15 protein-coding genes are annotated in these 18,193 nt (G+C 64.2%); 14 read left to right on the top strand and 1 reads right to left on the bottom strand.

Annotated elements, in window-relative coordinates:
* Positions 1-69: 69 nt before the first annotated feature.
* From A8950_RS14075 to A8950_RS14125, 11 genes are all read left to right on the top strand, one after another.
* Positions 70-1,263 carry a CaiB/BaiF CoA transferase family protein gene (locus tag A8950_RS14075; RefSeq protein WP_133614310.1) on the top strand — a complete coding sequence of 398 codons (1,194 nt, stop codon included), beginning with the start codon at positions 70-72 and terminating at the stop codon, positions 1,261-1,263.
* 41 nt (positions 1,264-1,304) lie between these two features.
* Positions 1,305-3,608 carry a penicillin acylase family protein gene (locus tag A8950_RS14080; RefSeq protein ID WP_133614311.1) on the top strand — a complete coding sequence of 768 codons (2,304 nt, stop codon included), beginning with the start codon at positions 1,305-1,307 and terminating at the stop codon, positions 3,606-3,608.
* Positions 3,605-4,855, top strand: a complete 1,251-nt coding sequence (locus A8950_RS14085) for a threonine ammonia-lyase (protein WP_133614312.1) — start codon at positions 3,605-3,607, stop codon at positions 4,853-4,855. Before A8950_RS14080 ends, A8950_RS14085 begins: the two co-directional genes overlap by 4 nt.
* 124 nt (positions 4,856-4,979) lie before the next feature.
* Complete coding sequence (motA, locus tag A8950_RS14090; RefSeq protein WP_133614313.1) at positions 4,980-5,840, top strand: flagellar motor stator protein MotA; 861 nt, start codon at positions 4,980-4,982, stop codon at positions 5,838-5,840.
* 33 nt (positions 5,841-5,873) lie between these two features.
* Positions 5,874-6,854 carry a flagellar motor protein MotB gene (gene motB / locus A8950_RS14095; RefSeq protein ID WP_133614314.1) on the top strand — a complete coding sequence of 327 codons (981 nt, stop codon included), beginning with the start codon at positions 5,874-5,876 and terminating at the stop codon, positions 6,852-6,854.
* Between the two features lie 221 nt (positions 6,855-7,075).
* Entirely contained in the window at positions 7,076-7,528 is a 453-nt protein-coding gene (locus A8950_RS14100) for an RDD family protein (RefSeq protein WP_166645183.1), read from the top strand.
* Positions 7,529-7,591: 63 nt separating this feature from the next.
* A complete protein-coding gene (locus tag A8950_RS14105; RefSeq protein ID WP_133614316.1) occupies positions 7,592-8,314 on the top strand; it encodes an arginyltransferase in 723 nt (240 codons plus the stop codon).
* A 134-nt stretch (positions 8,315-8,448) separates the two neighbouring features.
* On the top strand, positions 8,449-9,576 hold the full coding sequence (locus tag A8950_RS14110) for a TRAP transporter substrate-binding protein (protein WP_133614317.1): 1,128 nt from the start codon (positions 8,449-8,451) through the stop codon (positions 9,574-9,576).
* A gap of 88 nt (positions 9,577-9,664) precedes the next feature.
* Positions 9,665-10,291 (top strand): LysE family translocator, encoded by a 627-nt coding sequence (locus A8950_RS14115; RefSeq protein ID WP_133614318.1) that lies wholly within the window; start codon positions 9,665-9,667, stop codon positions 10,289-10,291.
* Between the two features lie 146 nt (positions 10,292-10,437).
* Positions 10,438-11,025: a TRAP transporter small permease subunit gene (locus A8950_RS14120; RefSeq protein WP_133614319.1), complete on the top strand. Its 588-nt coding sequence runs from the start codon at positions 10,438-10,440 to the stop codon at positions 11,023-11,025.
* Positions 11,022-12,710, top strand: a complete 1,689-nt coding sequence (locus A8950_RS14125) for a TRAP transporter large permease (protein WP_133614320.1) — start codon at positions 11,022-11,024, stop codon at positions 12,708-12,710. Before A8950_RS14120 ends, A8950_RS14125 begins: the two co-directional genes overlap by 4 nt.
* 64 nt (positions 12,711-12,774) lie before the next feature.
* Here A8950_RS14125 and A8950_RS14130 read toward each other — a convergent pair whose 3' ends face one another.
* Entirely contained in the window at positions 12,775-13,869 is a 1,095-nt protein-coding gene (locus A8950_RS14130) for a TRAP transporter substrate-binding protein (RefSeq protein WP_133614321.1), read from the bottom strand.
* A 369-nt stretch (positions 13,870-14,238) separates the two neighbouring features.
* On the opposite strand from A8950_RS14130, the gene A8950_RS14135 reads away from it, so the two are divergent.
* The 3 genes from A8950_RS14135 to A8950_RS14145 all read left to right on the top strand — a co-directional run bounded on the left by A8950_RS14135 (position 14,239) and on the right by A8950_RS14145 (position 18,189).
* Entirely contained in the window at positions 14,239-15,498 is a 1,260-nt protein-coding gene (locus A8950_RS14135) for a polyamine ABC transporter substrate-binding protein (RefSeq protein WP_133614322.1), read from the top strand.
* Positions 15,499-15,778: 280 nt separating this feature from the next.
* Positions 15,779-16,903, top strand: a complete 1,125-nt coding sequence (locus tag A8950_RS14140) for a polyamine ABC transporter substrate-binding protein (protein WP_133614323.1) — start codon at positions 15,779-15,781, stop codon at positions 16,901-16,903.
* 140 nt (positions 16,904-17,043) lie between these two features.
* Complete coding sequence (locus tag A8950_RS14145) at positions 17,044-18,189, top strand: ABC transporter ATP-binding protein (RefSeq protein ID WP_133614324.1); 1,146 nt, start codon at positions 17,044-17,046, stop codon at positions 18,187-18,189.
* Positions 18,190-18,193 lie beyond the last annotated feature (4 nt).

The raw sequence follows: 18,193 nt of genomic DNA on the forward strand, positions 1-18,193 counted from the left end.
TGTTGTCACTCGTCGGGCAATTCCGCTATCAAGTCAGATCAATGACAAGAAGGCATATCGGGGGAATTGATGATTGCGCAACCAGGGGCCGGGTCGCCAGCCGGGGCAAATGTCGGGTCTGCGGCCGGTCCGCTGTCGGGGATCATTGTGGTCGACCTGACACGGGTTCTGGCCGGTCCGTTCTGCACCATGCTGCTGGCCGATCTCGGCGCCCGCGTGATCAAGGTGGAAAATCCCAGATCCGGTGACGATTCGCGCGCCTATGGCCCATTCATCAACGGAAAATCGGGCTATTTCATCGCCCAGAACCGGGGAAAGGAATCGATCGCCCTCGATCTCAAGAATCCGGACGACCAGGCCATCCTGCACCGCCTGCTGAGGCGCGCCGACGTGCTGGTCGAGAATTTTCGCCCCGGCACCATGGCGCGGCTGGGATTCGGCCAGGAATCCCTCAAGCTGCTCTACCCCCAGCTCATCTATGCCGCGACCTCCGGTTTCGGCCAGACCGGCCCCTATGCCGACCGCCCGGCCTACGACATCATCGCCCAGGCCATGGGCGGCATCATGAGCCTGACCGGCCATGAAGGCTCGCCGCCCACAAGGGTTGGCGCGTCGATCGGCGATCTCGGCGCCGGCCTGTTCACGGCGCTTGGCATCGTCTCGGCGCTGCATCACCGCAGCCGAACCGGCGAGGGTATCGCCGTCGATGTCGCCATGCTGGACAGCCAGCTGGCGCTGCTCGAGAACGCCATCGCCCGCTACTATTCGACCGGCACCTCGCCCAAGCCGTTGGGGGCCCGGCATCCGTCGATCGCCCCCTTCGAGGCTTATGAAGTCGCCGACGGCCACATCGTCATCGCCTGCGGCAACGATCCTCTGTTCCGTCAGTTCTGCCGCGCCGTCGGCCACGACCAGCTAGCCGACGACCCGCTCTTCGCGACCAACACGAAGCGGTCGGAAAACGTCGTCGCCCTCAAGGCGGCGATGGAGGCCTTCCTGAAGACGCAAACCAGGCAGTACTGGCTCGACCTCCTGGGCAAGGCCGGCATTCCCTCGGCGCCGATCAACGATGTCGAGCAAGCCATCAACGACCCGCAGGTGCGCCATCGCAAGGTCGTCCTGCCGCTGGATGATGCCAGCGTAGCGCCCCTGGAAGTGGCCGGATCGCCGATCAAGTTCTCGGCCTATCCGGTACCCGAGAAACGCCCGCGCGCGCCTGATCTCGACGAGGACCGCGCGCGCATTCTGGCCGATTTTCCCTGATCGGGCTAAATTCCCGCCCATCACGTCCGGCAAGGGCTCGAATGACAAGAATGCGCCGCTGGCTGCGCCGAAGCCTTATCTGCATCCTGGGGCTGGTCGGGCTGGCTGGCCTGGCGGGGGGTGCCGGGTTCCTCTATCTGCGCAGCAGCCTGCCGCAGGAAACGGGTGAATTGCAGGTACCGGGGCTGCAGGCCGCAGTCACCATTCGCCGTGATGATCGGGGCGTGCCCAGCGTCACCGCCGCCTCGAGCCACGACGCCTATTTCACCCTCGGCTTTCTCCACGCCCAGGATCGGCTGTTCCAGATGGATGCGATGCGCCGCCTCGGTGCCGGCCGCCTGGCCGAGGTGATCGGGCCGGATGTCCTCGCCATCGACCGGCGCATGCGCATCCTCGGCCTCCACCGCTCGGCCGAGGCGCAGTTCCGGGCCGCGAGCCCGGCCCTGCGCGAGGCCCTCGAAGCCTATGCCGCCGGCGTCAATGCACAACTCGGCACCCGCCAGGGCGCCCTGCCGCCCGAATTCCGTCTGCTCGGCTACGATCCCGAGCCGTGGCACCCGGTTGATTCGCTCATCTGGGGGCGCCTGATGGCGCTCGACCTCTCGGCCAATTGGGAGGGAGAGCTGCAGAACCGGCGGCTGCGCGACTTGCTGCCCGCGCCGCTCTTTGACCTCCTGGTAGACCGACCCGTCGTCAACGCGGCGCGGAGCGATTGGCGCCAGCCAATCGGCCTTGCCTCGAACAGCTGGAGCGTGGGCCCGCTGCTGGCCGGTAGCGGCGGCGCGATGCTGGCCAATGATCCGCATCTTGGCCTGGGATTGCCCAGCACCTGGTATCTCGCGCGCCTGACCACACCCGATTGGGACTGGCAGGGCGCCACCGCGCCGGGCTTGCCTTTCATCGTCATCGGCAGCAACGGCCGGGTCAGCTGGTCCTTCACCACGACTCATAGCGACACGCAGGACCTGTTCGTCGAGCGGCTGGTCGCAGGACAGCCGGATCGCTACGAAACGCCAGATGGCCCGATGCCGTTTTCCACCCGCGAGGAACGCATTCGCGTCAAGGACGCTGAGGATGTGGTTGTCACCGTGCGGGCGACACGGCATGGCCCGGTCGTCTCCGACGTCGACCCGGCGGCGGAAACCGTCCTGGCCCTGGCCTGGACCGCATTGCTGCCCGACGACCGCACAGCCGAGGCCATCCTCGCCATCAACCACGCGGTCGATGCGGCGGCGCTCGAGGTGGCCCTCACAGATTTCCATGCGCCGCAGCAGAACATCGTTTTCGCCGACCAGGACGGCGTTACCGGCATGATCGCCGCCGGACGCGTCCCGGTGCGGCGCGCGCCGCATGCGAACAGCCGCCTGCCGGCACCCGGCTGGACCGGCGCCCATGACTGGCTGGGCGTGCTGCCCTTTGCCGAACTGCCCCAGATCCGGGGTGGCGGCGACGACATCATCGTCACGGCCAACAGCGACATCCGGCCGCCCGGCTATCAGCCGTTTCTGACCGCGGATTGGCCGGACGATACGCGGACACGGCAGATCAGGACGCTGCTGGCGCAGACCGAGGGGCTCGCGGCGGCGGATTTTGCCGGCATGCAGATGGACAACCACTCGGCGCCGATGCTTGCCTTCGCCCGACGCTGGCAGGCGCTGGCCGCGCGCGCAGCCCCGGACGCGGCCCGGATCCTGGCATCCTGGAACGGCGCCATGGCGCGGGACCAGGCCGCCCCCCTCATCGCTGCGCTGTGGCTGGACCGGACTGCCCGCGCCCTGCTGCTGGACGAGATGGGCGGCGCCTTCGACGAATGGTGGTTCTGGCAGATTGACCGGGTCGAGGCAGTGCTGAATGACCGTCGCTTCTGCGACGACCTGGGCAGCGACGTGGTCGAGACCTGCGATGACATCGTCGCCGGCGCGCTGCGCCAGGCGGTCACCGACCTGACCGCGGCCTATGGCGCCGACATGGCGTCCTGGCGCTGGGGCGACAGCCACCGGGCGTATTTCCGCCACCCTGTCTTTCGCAACGTGCCGCTGTTGCGCGACTGGCTCGACGCGGACATGGCTACCGACGGCGATTTCTTCACCATCAACCGCGGCACCCCGCTGCCGCCCCGCGACGGCGTCGCCCTCCCGCATGTGCATGGTCCCGGTCTGCGCTTCGTGCATGATCTGGGCGATCCCGCCGGTCCGCGTTTCGTCATTGCCGGCGGCCAGTCCGGTAATCCATTCTCGTCCCATTATGCCGATTGGCTCGATGACTGGCAGGCCGGCCGCCTGCGGCCGATCGGCCAGGACGGGGCCAGATTGCTGACCCTCAAACCGCTGCAGAGTGCACCATGAGCACGACCGAGCTTCCCCTCCCGACCTTCGCCGATATCGAAGCCGCCGCTGCCCGCATCCTGGGCGAGGTGGTCCGCACCCCCGCCGTCGCGGCACCGCGCCTCGCCCAGCAATTCGGCCTTGCCGGGCTGTGGCTGAAGCTGGAGAGCCAGCAATTCACCGGCTCGTTCAAGGATCGCGGCTCGCTCAACAAGCTGAAGAGCCTGACGCCGGAGGAGGCGCGGCGCGGCGTCATCGCCATGTCGGCCGGCAACCACGCCCAGGGTGTCGCCTACCACGCCCAGCGACTCGGCATCCCGGCGACCATCGTGATGCCGGAAGGCACCCCCTTCACCAAGGCCGAACGCACCGCGGCGCTGGGCGCCCGGGTGGTGCTGCAGGGCGATACCATCGACGCCGCGGCGCTGCATGCGCGCGAACTCGCCAAGGCGCATGACCTCGTCTTCGTGCATCCCTATGACGACCCCCTCATTGTCGCGGGCCAAGGGACGATCGGCCTCGAATTGCTGGAGCAGGCGCCCGAGATCGACGTGCTGGTGGCGCCGATCGGCGGCGGCGGACTCATCGGCGGCATCGCCACGGCGCTGAAGGCAAGGCACCCGGAGATCGAGATCTATGGCGCCGAATGCCGCCTCTATCCCTCGATGCATCATGCCGTGAAGAAGCTGCCGCCCAACAATGGGGGCCAGACCCTGGCCGACGGTATCGCGGTCAAATCGCCGGGCGTGCTCACTCGCGCCATCGTCGAGAAGCACGTCAAGGACGTGCTCCTGCTGGAGGAAGAACAGATCGAGGCCGCGGTCAACCTGCTGGTCGAGGTGCAACGCCTGGTGACCGAGGGGGCTGGCGCCACGGCGCTGGCCGCCATCGCCGCCTATCCCGAGCATTTCCGCGGCCGGAAAGTGGCGGCAATCGTCTCGGGCGGCAATATCGATTCCCGCCTCCTGGCCCAGGTATTGATGCGCGGCCTGTTCCGCGATGGCCGCGTCGTCACGCTGCGCATCGAGATCTCCGACCAGCCGGGGGTGCTCGCCCTGGTTGCCAGGCTGATCGGCAGCACCGGCGGCAACATCATCGAGGTGCATCACCAGCGCATGTTCTTCGACCTGCCGGCCAAGCGGGCCGAAATCGACGTGGTGATCGAGACCCGCAATGCCAGCCACGCCGAGGAGATCATCGCCGCCCTGGAAGGGGCCGGATTCGACACACGACGCCTGTCCAGCCGGTCAGATGACGTGCCGAACTGAAATCGTCGCAAAAAACGAAAAATCGGCAGCAATCCTAGCCCCTTGCCCCGAATCCTAAACCTTGTGTTAACTAAGATTGGCCATTTTGGGGTCGGCTGTTCATTGGGGCGGGTTCGGGCTATCCATGCTGGTCATTGTCGGCGCCATCTTTGTCACTCTCTGTGTGCTTGTTCCGTATGCGGTGCATGGCGGCCATCTTGGTATTTTGTGGCAGCCCCTGGAATTCATTATCATTCTGGGCGCCGCAATCGGCGCCATGATCATCGGCAACACCAAGACCGGCCTGAAGGCCATCGGCAAAGGCGTCAAGCGCGCGATCAAGGGGCCGACCTACAAGAAAGAGCATTACGTCGAACTGCTCTCGGTGCTCTACCAGGTGTTTCGCCTGGCCAAGACGAAGGGCATGCTGGCTCTCGAGCAACATGTCGAGAAGCCGGACGAAAGTACCCTCTTCGGCCAGTTCCCGAAGTTCCAGCACGACCATCACGCAGTGGAATTCCTGTGCGACTATCTGCGCATGATGACACTGGGGACCGAGAACCCGAATGAGGTCGAAACCCTGATCGATTCGGAACTCGAGACGCATCACGCCGAACTGCATGTCGGCAGCCACGGTATCCAGAGCATGGCAGACGCCCTGCCCGCTCTCGGCATTGTCGCCGCGGTGCTGGGCGTGATTCACACGATGGGATCGATCGATCAGCCGCCGATCATCCTGGGTGGATTGATCGGTGCCGCACTGGTCGGCACGTTTTTCGGTGTCTTCGTCGCCTACGGCTTTGCCGGGCCGCTGGCCAATGCGATCGCCGGCGTCGATAATGCCGATGCCAAATACTACCAGTGTATGAAGGCTGGGCTGCTGGCACATATGCAGGGCTATCCGCCGGCCGTCTCGGTCGAATTCGCCCGCAAGGTGCTGTGGTCGACCGAACGGCCGAGCTTCTACGAGGTCGAACAGGCGGTCAGCGCCCTGCCGGCGCCGTGACGCGGCCCCCGGAAGTCATGAGAGGTCCTGGCCATGGCGGCCGATGAAAGACCGATCATCATCAAGCGGATCAAGAAATCGGGCGGCGGCCATCACGGCGGTGCCTGGAAGGTCGCCTATGCCGATTTCGTCACCGCGATGATGGCCTTCTTCCTGCTGCTCTGGCTGCTCAGTTCCACGACCGAGGATCAGAAGAAGGGCCTTTCGGACTATTTCACGCCGACCATCGCCATTTCCGACCAATCCGCCACCGTCGCCGTGCTCGACGGCCAGCCGCAGGTTCTGGAAACCATGAGCGGGGCCGCCGCAGCCCAGGCCGATATCGAAGGCGATGACGAGGAATCTGTCGCCGGTGCCGGTGGCGAGGGCCCGGACAGCCAGACCGGACCGGAAGGCGCCACGCCAGTCGACGCGGAGCAGGCAGCAGAAGCCCTGCGCGCCGAGGAGGCACAGCGCTTCGAGCAGGTCAAGGAACAGATCCGGCAGGTGATCGACCAGACGCCGGAGCTTTCCGGATTGAAGGACAATCTGCAGATCGACCAGACGCCCGAGGGGCTGCGCATCCAACTGCTGGACAAGGAGAAGGAATCCATGTTCGCCTCCGGCAGCGCCACGCTGGAGGGGCGGAGCCAGCAATTGCTGGGCCTGGTCGCCCAGGCGGTCAAGGACATGCCCAACAAGCTGGCCATTTCCGGTCATACCGACGCGACCCCCTTCGTCACCAGCGATGGCCGCGGCAATTGGGAATTGTCCAGCGATCGAGCCAATGCCGCCAGGCGCGTCCTGGTTCAGGGCGGCGTCGCCCCCGCAAAGATCGCTACCGTCCAGGGCCGCGCCGAAACCGACCCCTTCATCAAGGAAAATCCCAACGACCCGCAGAACCGCCGCATTTCCATCGTGTTGCTGAGCGACGTGCCGGCCGTTGCGCCGGCTCCTTCGACCGAGGCGCCGGCGCCTGCCGTTCCGGCCGGCCCGCCGGCCGAAATCATCCCGCCCAGCAATTCCGGCGGCTGACATTCGCGTGACCAGCGGCGAGCCGCCGGGGCATCACTTGCACGCGGCAGCCTGCCCTACCATATGTTGTTGCACGCGCCCACCGAGGATTGACACCAGCATTGACCGAGCGCCGCCCCCCATCGATCGACCTAGCACCGCTCCAATCCGGCAGCGGACGCGCTGGCAACGGCGGCGGGCGGGACAGCCGTGATCACCGGGCTTCGCGCGGATTTGGCGCCGTGCCGGATTCCGATAGCCCCGATCTCGATTCCCCGGCACTCTATGACGGCATCCTGCTGCGGCGCTGTTGTGCGGCAATCCTCGATTTCGTGTTGGTCGGCATTCTATCCTTCGTTCTCTGGCTGGGTTCGTGCACCGCCGCGGTCTTCACCCTGGGCCTGCTCAGCATCCCCGCGTTCCTGGTAGCCCCCATCGTCATCCACGCCATCCTGGCAACCTTCATGATCGCCGGTACGAACAATGGTACATGGGGCATGCGCGCCTTCGATCTCAGGGTGGCTACCGCCAACGGCCGTCCGATCGATACCGTTCAGGCTTTCCTGATGGTGGCGATGTTCCTGGCCAGCATCAGCATCTTCTTCCCCGTGCTGCTGCTCGGACTGTTTCTGGAGAAAAGCCGCCTGCTGCACGATCTGGTTGCCGGCACGGTGGTGATCCGCCGCCGCGGCTGATCGCACCCCCCTCCCCTTCGCAGCCCTCTGGCTCTCGGTTCTGCGCTGTCGTAGGATAATGCCATGAGCGTCCAGAGCCGCAGCTTCCCGGTCAGCTTCATGGTGACGACGGAGGTACCGTGTCCCTATCTGCCTGATCGCATGGAGCGCAAGATCATCACCGAACTCGCCGGCACACAGGTCGGCGAGATGTTCGAGTTGCTGTCCCGCGCCGGGTTCCGCCGCAGCCATTCCATCGCCTACCGCCCGGCCTGTGCGGCCTGCCAGGCCTGCGTCCCGGTACGGATCGACATCGCCGGTTTCCGGCCATCGCGCTCGATGCGCCGGGTCCTTGCCCGCAATGCCGGCCTGACGGCCGAGGTCCGGCCGGCGCATCCGACGCAGGAGCAGTACCAGCTGTTCAGCCAGTATCTGGAGATGCGCCACAATGACGGCGAGATGGTCGGCATGGGGCCGCAGGATTATGCCAGCATGGTGGCCGACAGCCCGGTCGATACCCGGATGGTGGAATTCCGCGACCGTGCCCGCAACCTGATCGCCGCCTGCCTGACCGACTGGAGCAGCGACGGCATCTCGGCGGTCTACAGCTTCTTCACCACCGACCGGCCGCAAAACAGCCTTGGCACCTATGTGGTGCTGCGCCTCCTCGATCTGGCCCGCCAGGCCCAGCTCCCCTATCTCTATCTCGGCTATTGGGTCGATGGCAGCCAGAAGATGGACTACAAGCGGCGGTTCCGCCCGCTGGAGCGGTACGGCCCGGACGGCTGGCAGCGGATCGAAAGCTAGGCTGCCGCAGGCTGGCCCGGTTCACCCTGGCGTCGCTTTTCTTGCCATTCAGGAACTGATAGCTTCCGCCGCATGTTGAAGGTGATTGCCGGCACGCGCCACGCGACGGCCGGAAGATTTATCGAGGACCATTCATGCGACGTCGCCGTTTTCTGACCGGGGCCCTTACTGCCGGCGCCGCTGGCGCTGGTGCCGCGGCAATCGCCGGCAGCTATCCCAGACCCGCCCTCGCCCAGAGCCGCATCGAATGGCGCATGGTCACGGCCTGGCCGAAGGGTCTGCCCGGCCTTGGTTCCAGCGCCGAGCGACTGGCCGAGCGCATCGGCCAGCTCTCCGCCGGTCGGCTGACGGTGAAGGTGTTCGCCGGCGGCGAACTTGTATCGCCGCTGCAGGGTCTGGCCGCCGTTTCCCAAGGCATGGCCGAGATGGCCCATGACTTTGCCCTCTACCATATCGGCCAGTTGCCAGCGGCCGGCTTCTTCAGCGCCGTGCCCTTCGGCCTGACACCGGCCGAGTTCAATGGCTGGATCAATTTCGGCGGCGGTCAGGAATTATGGGACGAACTTTATGATTCCGTCGGCGCCAAGCCGTTCCTGGCCGGCAATACCGGCGTCCAGATGGGCGGCTGGTTCCTTGACGAGGTGAATGACGTCGCCGACCTCAAGGGCCGCCGCTTCAGCATTCCCGGCTATGGCGGCGACGCCCTGAAGAAGCTCGGCGTCGAGACGGTGACGCTTTCCAGCGGCGAATTGTTCGGCCGGCTGCAGGACCGCAGCATCGACGGTGCCGAGTGGATCGGCCCCTATAACGACCTATCCCTCGGCCTCTACAAGATCACCAAGCTCTATTACTGGCCGGGATTCCAGGAGCCCGGTACCGGCCTCGAATGCGTCGTCGACAAGGCCAAATTTGCGGCCCTGCCGGACGATCTGCGCCAGATCGTGGCGGCTGCCTGCCAGGCGGAGAACGACCTGACCTCGGCGGAATACAGCGGCCGCAGCCCCGGCGCCCTCGCCACCCTGGTCAACGAACACGGGGTGAAGCTGAAGAAATTCTCGCGCGACCTGCTGATGGCCTTCGGGTCGGCGGCGAGTGACGTTGTCGGCGAAGTGCTCGAGGGCGGCGACGATATCACCAGGCGCATCGTCACCTCCTATCTGCGCCACCGCAAATCCGCCCTGGTCTGGAGCCGGATCACCGATGGCGGCTATTTGGCCGCGCGCGACCTCGGCTTCCGCTTCCCCGACGGTTCCACGTCCTGAGCGGCCGCAGGCCGCTTCCCCGATCGGGATTGCCAACCCCGGCCGGCTGTGGCTTGGTGCCCCTCACGGGGCATGGGCGAGGTGCGCGATGGCTTGGGAAACATGGGCGGCCTTTACGGCGGCAACCACAATTCTGCTGGTGATCCCCGGCCCCACCATCCTGCTGGTCGTTTCCTATGCCCTGGGCCAGGGCTGGCGCAGCGCCCTCCCCATGGCGATCGGCGTCGCCATGGGCGATTTCACCGCCATGACCGTTTCGCTTCTGGGCCTGGGCGCCCTGCTCGCCACGTCGGCGACGATCTTCACTGCCCTGAAATGGGTCGGCGCCGCCTATCTGGTCTGGCTCGGCATTAAATTGTGGCGGGCTGGCGGCACCCTCCAGGCCAGCCCGCGCAGCGACCGGGCGACCGCCCTGAAGATGGTTGGGCATGCCTGGATCGTGACGGCCCTCAACCCCAAGGGGATCACCTTCTTCGTCGCCTTCCTGCCACAATTCATCAATCCGACCGCACCCTTCCTGACGCAGATGATCATTTTTGAGGCAACGTTCCTGGTACTCGCCTTTGCCAACGTGCTGGTCTACGCCCTGGTCGCCTCGCGGGCGCGGGCGGCAATCCGCAACCAGAGCCTGATCCGCACGGTCAACCGGGTCGGCGGCAGCCTTCTGATCGGTGCCGGCATCCTGACAGTCAGCCTGCGCGGCAGCCAGGGTTGAGCCGGTCGCCCGCGACACTTTCCTCGCCCGACTAAAGTCTCATCCGGCCGAGGACCTAAATCATTGCGCCAATTCAAGGCATTAGCTAGGTTCTAACCGAGGCTCAAGATGCGCCGCGAACGGCGCCGTTTCGGGAGGAAAGGGGCATGCAGGCATTGCTCGCGGTCAGCCGCGGCATTGATGCCGTGACGGCTTTTGTCGGCCGCGCGGTCAAATGGCTCATCCTTGTCGCCGTACTGGTCAGCGCCGGCAACGCCATCATCCGCAAGGCGTTCGACACCAGTTCGAACGCCTGGCTGGAACTGCAATGGTACCTGTTCGGCGCCGTCTTCATGCTGGCGGCGGCCTATACCCTGCAGAGGAACGAGCATATCCGCATCGACGTGCTCTCCAGCCGGCTCAGCAAGCGCACGCGCGACTGGATCGATCTTGTCTGCCACATCGTCTTCCTGCTGCCCTTCGTCGGCATGATGGTCTGGCTAAGCACGCCTTTCCTGATCGATTCCTATGCCAGCCAGGAAATGTCGATGAACGCGGGCGGCCTCATCATCTGGCCGGCCAAGGCGATCATTCTGGCCGGGTTCATCCTGCTGCTCGCCCAGGCCTTCTCCGAGATCATCAAGCGTGCCGCGGTCATCGCCGGCCTGATCGACGAACCATACCCGCAGCATGCGGTGCCACCGCTGGTGCAGGAATCGATGGGCGGCGACCAGCACGGGGGGCGCGGCCGATGATCGAATTCATCGCCCACAACCTCGCCCCGATCATGTTCGCCTCCCTGGTGCTGTTCCTGATCCTGGGCTATCCCGTCGCCTTTGCGCTCGCCGCCAACGGCCTGTTTTTCTTTTTCATCGGGGTCGAGCTGGCGCCGCTCTCCAATGGCGAGATTACCCTGTCCTGGCCGCTCCTCCAGGCCTCGCCCGGGCGCCTGCTCGGCGTCATGAACAACGAGACGCTGCTGGCCATCCCGTTCTTCACCTTCATGGGCATCATATTGGAGAAATCTAATATGGCGGAGGATCTGCTCGACACGGTCGGCCAGTTGTTCGGCCCGGTGCGCGGTGGCCTCGCCTATGCCGCCATCCTGGTGGGCGCCGTCCTGGCCGCCACGACCGGCGTGGTCGCCGCCTCGGTTATGGCGATGGGCCTCATCTCGCTGCCGATCATGCTGCGCTATGGCTATGACCGCTCGCTGGCGACCGGCGTCATTACGGCGTCGGGCACGCTGGCACAGATCATCCCGCCATCGCTTGTGCTGATCGTCCTTGCCGACCAGCTCGGTCGCTCGGTCGGCGACATGTATGCCGGGGCGATCGTTCCCGGCCTCATTCTGACCGCACTCTATTGCGGCTACGTGCTGGTGATTTCCATCTTCCGTCCCGACGCCGCGCCGGCCTTGCCGAAGGAGGCGAGGACGCTGGGCAGCGGGACGGCTTCGCTGCTCGCCATGGTGGCCCTTGCGATCGTGATCGGCCTCGCCGCGCACCACCTGCTCGTGAATCGCATCGGCTCAGGCGCCGACATCTGGGCGGCGACGATCGCCGCCAGCGTCGCCTATGCCATCGCCCTGGCCAATCGCGCCTTCGGCCTCAACCTGCTGTCGCGCCTCGCGCAGCAGGTCATCATTACGCTGATCCCGCCGCTGGCCCTGATCTTCCTGGTCCTCGGCACCATCTTTCTCGGCATCGCGACACCGACCGAGGGTGGTGCGATGGGGGCGAGCGGCGCCCTGGTGATGGCGCTGGCCAAGCGTCGTTTGAGCTGGGACCTGCTGAAACAGGCGCTGGAATCGACGACCAAGCTGTCCTGCTTCGTGCTGTTCATCCTCATCGGCGCGCGCGTCTTCTCGCTGACCTTCTACGGTGTCAACGGCCATGTCTGGGTCGAGGAATTGATGTCGGGCCTGCCCGGCGGCGTCTGGGGCTTCCTGATCGCCGTCAACATCCTGGTCTTCATCCTGGGCTGCTTCATCGATTTCTTCGAAATCGCTTTCATCGTCATCCCGCTGCTGGCGCCGGTGGCGATCAATCTCGGCATCGACCCGATCTGGTTCGGCGTACTGCTGGCCATCAACATGCAGACCAGCTTCCTGACACCGCCCTTCGGCTTTGCTCTTTTCTACATGCGTTCGGTGGCGCCGACGGCGCCCTGGATCGACAAGGTCACCGGCCGGACCATCGCCGGCGTCAGGACAGAGGAAATCTATCGCGGCGCGGTGGTGTTCATCGTGCTGCAGGCGATCATGGTCGCCGCCGCCCTGCTCTATCCCGACATGGTGCTGCACTACAAATCGGACCTGCCGACCGTCGATCCCAACCAGATCGAAATCCTGATCCCACCCAGCGAGGGGCTGGGCGAACTGCCGGTGATCGAGGGACCGCCGCCGCTCGACCTGTCGCAGCCGCCGGATTTCAACTGAACCGCCACGAAAAAGGCCCGGAACCAAGGTTCCGGGCCTTTCGCACTTGGCGGCGAGAGAACGCTCAGAGCGCCTTCTTGCGCTGCTGGTTCATCATGAAGGTGTCGAAGGTGTGTTCCGACACCTGGAACCACAGATACTGGTCGGCGCGCACTGCCGACATCGCATCGTACATCTTCTTGAACGCGGCATTGCTGGCGCTGATCTCCTCATAGGCAGCCTTGGCCGAGGCGAAACAGGCTTCCAGCACGTCCTGCGGATAGGGCCGCAGCTGCGCACCGGAGGCGGCCAGCTTCTTCAACGCCGTCGGATTGAGGAAATCGTACTTGGCCTGGGTGTCGCTGTTGGCCGCCTGCGCCGCCGCCCAGACGATCGCCTGGTAGTTCTTCGGCAGCGAGTTCCACTTCTCGGTGTTGATCATGATGTGGAGATAGGCGCCGCCTTCCCACCAGCCCGGATAGTAGTAGTAGGGCGCCACCTTGTAGAAGCCGAGCTTCTCGTCGTCATAGGGCCCGACCCATTCGGCGGCGTCGATGGTCCCCTTCTCCAGCGCCGGGTAGATTTCGCCACCCGCGATCTGCTGCGGCACCACACCGACCCCCGACATCACCTTGCCGGCGAAACCGGCGATGCGCATCTTGACGCCCTTGAGGTCGTCGACGGTCTTGATCTCCTTGCGGAACCAGCCGCCCATCTGCGCGCCGGTATTGCCGCAGGGCAGGCCAAAGAGGTTATGCCCGGCATAGAACTCGTTCATCAATTCGATGCCGCCGCCATGATACATCCAGGCATTCTGCATGCGGCTGTTGAGGCCGAAGGGCACGGCAGTGCCGAAGGCGAAGGCCGGGTCCTTGCCCCAGTAGTAGTAGCTGCAGGTATGGCAGATCTCGACCGTGCCCTTGGAGACCTCGTTGGCAGCCTCGAGGCCCGGCGCCAGCTCGCCAGCCGGGAATACCTGGATCTTGAACTTGCCGTCGGTCGCATCGGAGACATATTTGGCAAAGACTTCGGCCGCGCCATAAATGGTGTCGAGGCTCTTCGGGAAGCTGGACGTCAGGCGCCAATTGATCTCGGGCGCGCTTTGCGCGATGGCCGGCGCAGCAACGGCACTGGCCGCAACGCCGATTCCGGCGCCTTTCAGAAAGTTTCGACGAAGCATCAGATGATTTCCTCCCAATCCTGGATGTCGGTTTCAGGTCGATTGTCGTTCGGGGGCGCCGGCCGCTCGTGTTAACCCTGAAAAATCAAGGGGTTCGCGGCCAGCTGCACCTGCCGGACAGTGTGCCGATTCTGAACCCCCGCGCAAGTGCTCCGAAAGCAGGGGGAAGAGGCTCGCGACCTCGTCGCCCGGCGCGACAGATCCCGCGCAATCCGCTGCTTCTTACTTCATGCTGTGTTGACACATGACCGACAGGCGGTGTGAGAATAAGGTCTGACGAACTGGCCGGGCCCCGGATTTGCGGGGAACGAACCGGGACCAGAAAATGGCGACCCGTTATTGAGGTTGCGCAAAAACGAGGAGGCAAGATTGCCAACACCCAGGATTACTGCCGTCGCATTCATCTCGGCTCTGCTGCTCGCCGCCTGTGGCGAGGAGGAAAAGGCGGCCGAATCCCAGCAAGCCGCCGAGCCGGCAGCGACCGAACAGGCCGCAGCGCAACCGGCTGCAGAGCCGGCCGCCGAGCCGGCTGCTGAACCCGCCGCGGCGCCTGCGGCAACGACCGAGACCGCTTCTGCCGAGCCCGCCGCGGCGGCGGCCGGTTCGGGCGGCAAGCTGAACATCTATAACTGGTCGGATTATATCGACGAGAGCACGCAGCCCGCCTTCGAGAAGGCGACCGGCATCACCGTGCAGTACGACGTCTATGATTCAAACGAGATGCTGGAAGCCAAGCTGATGGCCGGCGGCACGGGCTATGATCTCGTGCATCCCTCCGGCGCCTTCCTCGGCCGCCAGATCCAGGCCGGCATCTACCAGCCGCTCGATACCTCCAAGATTCCGAACTACAAGAATCTCGACCCGGCGATCATGGAGATCCTGAAGGCCTTCGATCCCGAATTGAAGTACTCGGTGCCCTGGTTCTGGGGCACCACCGGCATCGGCTACAACAAGGCCGAGATCGAGAAGCGCATGCCGGATGCGCCGGTCAACAGCCTCGACATCCTGTTCAAGCCGGAACTGGCGCAGAAATTCGCCGATTGCGGTATTTCCATGCTCGACGCGCCCAGCGAGGTGCTGCAGATCGCGCTGCATTATCTCGGCAAGGATCCCTATACCGCCAGTGCCGATGACTATGCCGAGGCGGAAAAGCTGCTGATGGGTGTCCGCCCCTATGTGAAGTACTTCCATTCCTCCAGCTACATCAACGACATCGCCAATGGCGGCATCTGCCTGGCCCTCGGCTGGTCGGGTGATTTCGGCATTGCGGCCGTCCGTGCGGAGGAGGCGCAGAACGGGATCGAGGTGCTCTATTCCATTCCCAAGGAAGGCACCATTCTGTGGCTGGACGCCATGGCGATCCCGGCGGATGCCGTGAATGTCGACCAGGCCCATGCCTGGATCGACTTCAACCTGGATGCCGATGTGGCCACCACCAACGCCAATTATGTCGCCTATGGCAGCCCGGTCGCGGCGGCATTGCCGAAGATCGACAAGGAGTTGCTGGAAGATCCCAACGTCTACCCGCCCGAGGAAGTGAAGGCGAAACTGTTCGCCGACAAGGTCGCCTCGGCGGAGGTGGAGCGCTTGCGCACCCGGACCTGGACCAAGATCAAGACCGGCCAGTAAGTCCGGCCGCCGGCAAGTCCGGTCAACAGACTCGGCCAGGAAACCTGGGATGGGTCGAGCGAATCAGCCCCGCGGATTGTTGCCGCGGGGCTTTTTCTTTTTTTTCGCCGCAACTTAACCGGCAGTCTCGAAAACTGGCATGCCAAGGGTTGACATGGCGGCGCCAGAAGGGATCAAATACTTCAAAATATTAAGAAAGATACTGAACAGGGATTCAAAAACTGCTCGCGCCGGTTCTTCGCTCCGGGGCGGGTCGAGGCTTCAAAACCAGGGAGGCATGATGTCCAAGACACCTATCAACCGTCGATCCACGCTCCTGCTCGGCACCTGTTTGCTGGCAGGTGCCTGGGCTCTCGCCGGCAGCGCCGCAGCCGAGGAACCCAAGGAACTCAACGTCTATAACTGGTCGGACTATATCGGCGAGACCACCATCGAGGATTTCGAGAAGGAAACCGGGATCAAGGTCACCTATGACATGTATACCGGCAACGAGGATCTCGAAGCCAAGCTGGTCATTGGTGGCACCGGCTACGACGTCGTCTTCCCCTCTTCCTCCTTTTTTGCGCGCCAGATTCAGATCGGCCTCTACCAGAAGCTCGACAAATCGAAGCTGCCGAACCTGAAAAATCTCGACCCGGGGATCATGGCGATTCTGAGCAAGGAAGCCGATCCAGGGAATGAGCATGCCATTCCCTATATGTGGGGCACCAACGGCTTCACCTACAATGTGAAGATGATCGAGGAGCGCATGCCCGATGCGCCGGTCGACAGCCTGGCCATGATCTTCGATCCGGAAATCGCATCGAAATTCGCCGATTGCGGCATCACCTTCCTGGATTCGCCCGAGGACGTGATTCCGCTGGCGCTGGCCTATATGGGCAAGGACCCGACCTCGCAGAAGGAAGAGGATATCATCGCTGCCGCCGACATGGTGATGAAGGTGCGTCCCTTCATCCGCCAGTTCGATTCGCAGCAATACCTGAATGCGCTGCCCAACGGGGAAAACTGCATCTCGATGAGCTGGTCCGGCGACTATGCGACGGCAGCCGGCCGCGCCGCCGAAGCGGGGATCGACATCGAACTGGCTTATACCATCCCCAAGGAGGGCACCAATATCTGGTTCGACGGCATGCTGATCCCGGCCGACGCGCCGCATCCCGGCAATGCGCATCTGTTCCTCGACTATATGATGCGGCCGGAGGTCATCGCCGCGGCGACGAACTATACCTACTACGCCAATGCCAATGTGCCGGCGAAACAATATGTCCTGCCGGAGATCCTGGAAGATCCCGCGATCTACCCGGACGAGGAGACGCTGAAGCGGGGTTTCCCCTCGGTGGTGCGGGACCAGGCATTGAGCCGGGTCATCACCCGCGAATGGACCCGGATCAAGACGGGGCAATAGTCCTTCGGGCGGCACGGTCGATCACCGTGCCGCCCGTTTTCCTGTACCATTCCCGCCCGGGAACAAGTAATAATCTGTCAAAATCATAAGCGGGGCCGACCGGTTCTCTCCGGCCAGCCCGCGAGCAGACAGGGAATATCATGGCGGCAGAACGCGCGAAGGCAGAAGCTAGCGGGCAACCCTGGAACGACCCCGATGCAGTGCCCTACATCCGCATCGAGAATGTGACCAAGAAATTCGGCGATTTCGTCGCCGTCAACGACGTGTCGCTCGACATCTATCGCGGCGAGTTGTTCGCGCTCCTTGGCGGCTCCGGCTGCGGCAAGACCACCTTGCTGCGCATGCTGGCCGGCTTCGAGCAGCCGACCAGCGGCAGGATCTATATCGACGGCGTCGACATGGCCGACATCCCGCCCTATGAGCGCCCGACCAACATGATGTTCCAGTCCTATGCGCTGTTCCCGCATATGAGCGTCGAGCAGAACATCGCCTTCGGCCTCAAGCAGGACAAGGTGCCGGCGGCCGAGATCAAGGAGCGCGTCGGCAACATCCTCGACATGGTGCAGATGCGCCAGTTCGCCCACAGGAAGCCGCACCAGCTTTCCGGCGGCCAGCGCCAGCGCGTCGCCCTCGCCCGCTCGCTGGTCAAGGAACCGAAGCTGCTGCTCCTTGACGAGCCCCTGGGTGCGCTCGACAAGAAGCTGCGCGAGGCGACCCAGTTCGAGATCATGAACATCCAGGATCGCCTCGGCATCACCTTCATCGTGGTGACCCACGACCAGGAAGAGGCGATGACCCTGGCTTCCCGCATAGGCGTCATGAACCACGGCCAGATCGCCCAGGTCGGCACACCCAAGGAAATCTACGAATACCCGAACACCAAGTTCGTCGCCGACTTCATCGGCTCGGTCAACCTGTTCGAAGGCCAGATCGTCGAGGACGAGCCCGGCCATGTCGTGATCGCCTGCGAGGAGACCGGCCGGCCGATCTATATCGACCACGGCATCTCGACCGCGCCCGGCGCCTATTGCTGGGTCGCGATCCGGCCGGAAAAAATGGAACTCCTCAAGACCGATCCCGGCTCCAAGTCGAATTGCAGCCCGGGAATCGTCAAGGGCGTCGCCTATATGGGGAACCTCTCCATCTATCTCATCCGCCTCGACAGCGGCAAGGAAGTGAAGGTGACGATGTCCAACCAGCGGCGTGCTGCCGAGCATGCCATCGACTGGGACGATCGGGTCTTTGTCACCTGGCACGCCAACTCTCCCGTCGCCCTGCTGAGCTGAGGGC

Source organism: Dongia mobilis (assembly GCF_004363235.1).
GTDB classification, from domain to species: Bacteria; Pseudomonadota; Alphaproteobacteria; order Dongiales; family Dongiaceae; genus Dongia; species Dongia mobilis.

Coding starts and splice junctions, on each gene's coding strand:
- A8950_RS14125 (WP_133614320.1), top strand. CDS start 11,022: ATGATCGAATTCATCGCCCACAACCTCGCCCCGATCATGTTCGCCTCC.
- A8950_RS14080 (WP_133614311.1), top strand. CDS start 1,305: ATGACAAGAATGCGCCGCTGGCTGCGCCGAAGCCTTATCTGCATCCTG.
- A8950_RS14130 (WP_133614321.1), bottom strand. CDS start 13,869: ATGCTTCGTCGAAACTTTCTGAAAGGCGCCGGAATCGGCGTTGCGGCC.
- A8950_RS14120 (WP_133614319.1), top strand. CDS start 10,438: ATGCAGGCATTGCTCGCGGTCAGCCGCGGCATTGATGCCGTGACGGCT.
- A8950_RS14085 (WP_133614312.1), top strand. CDS start 3,605: ATGAGCACGACCGAGCTTCCCCTCCCGACCTTCGCCGATATCGAAGCC.
- motB (WP_133614314.1), top strand. CDS start 5,874: ATGGCGGCCGATGAAAGACCGATCATCATCAAGCGGATCAAGAAATCG.
- motA (WP_133614313.1), top strand. CDS start 4,980: ATGCTGGTCATTGTCGGCGCCATCTTTGTCACTCTCTGTGTGCTTGTT.
- A8950_RS14105 (WP_133614316.1), top strand. CDS start 7,592: ATGAGCGTCCAGAGCCGCAGCTTCCCGGTCAGCTTCATGGTGACGACG.
- A8950_RS14140 (WP_133614323.1), top strand. CDS start 15,779: ATGTCCAAGACACCTATCAACCGTCGATCCACGCTCCTGCTCGGCACC.
- A8950_RS14075 (WP_133614310.1), top strand. CDS start 70: ATGATTGCGCAACCAGGGGCCGGGTCGCCAGCCGGGGCAAATGTCGGG.
- A8950_RS14145 (WP_133614324.1), top strand. CDS start 17,044: ATGGCGGCAGAACGCGCGAAGGCAGAAGCTAGCGGGCAACCCTGGAAC.
- A8950_RS14115 (WP_133614318.1), top strand. CDS start 9,665: ATGGCTTGGGAAACATGGGCGGCCTTTACGGCGGCAACCACAATTCTG.
- A8950_RS14110 (WP_133614317.1), top strand. CDS start 8,449: ATGCGACGTCGCCGTTTTCTGACCGGGGCCCTTACTGCCGGCGCCGCT.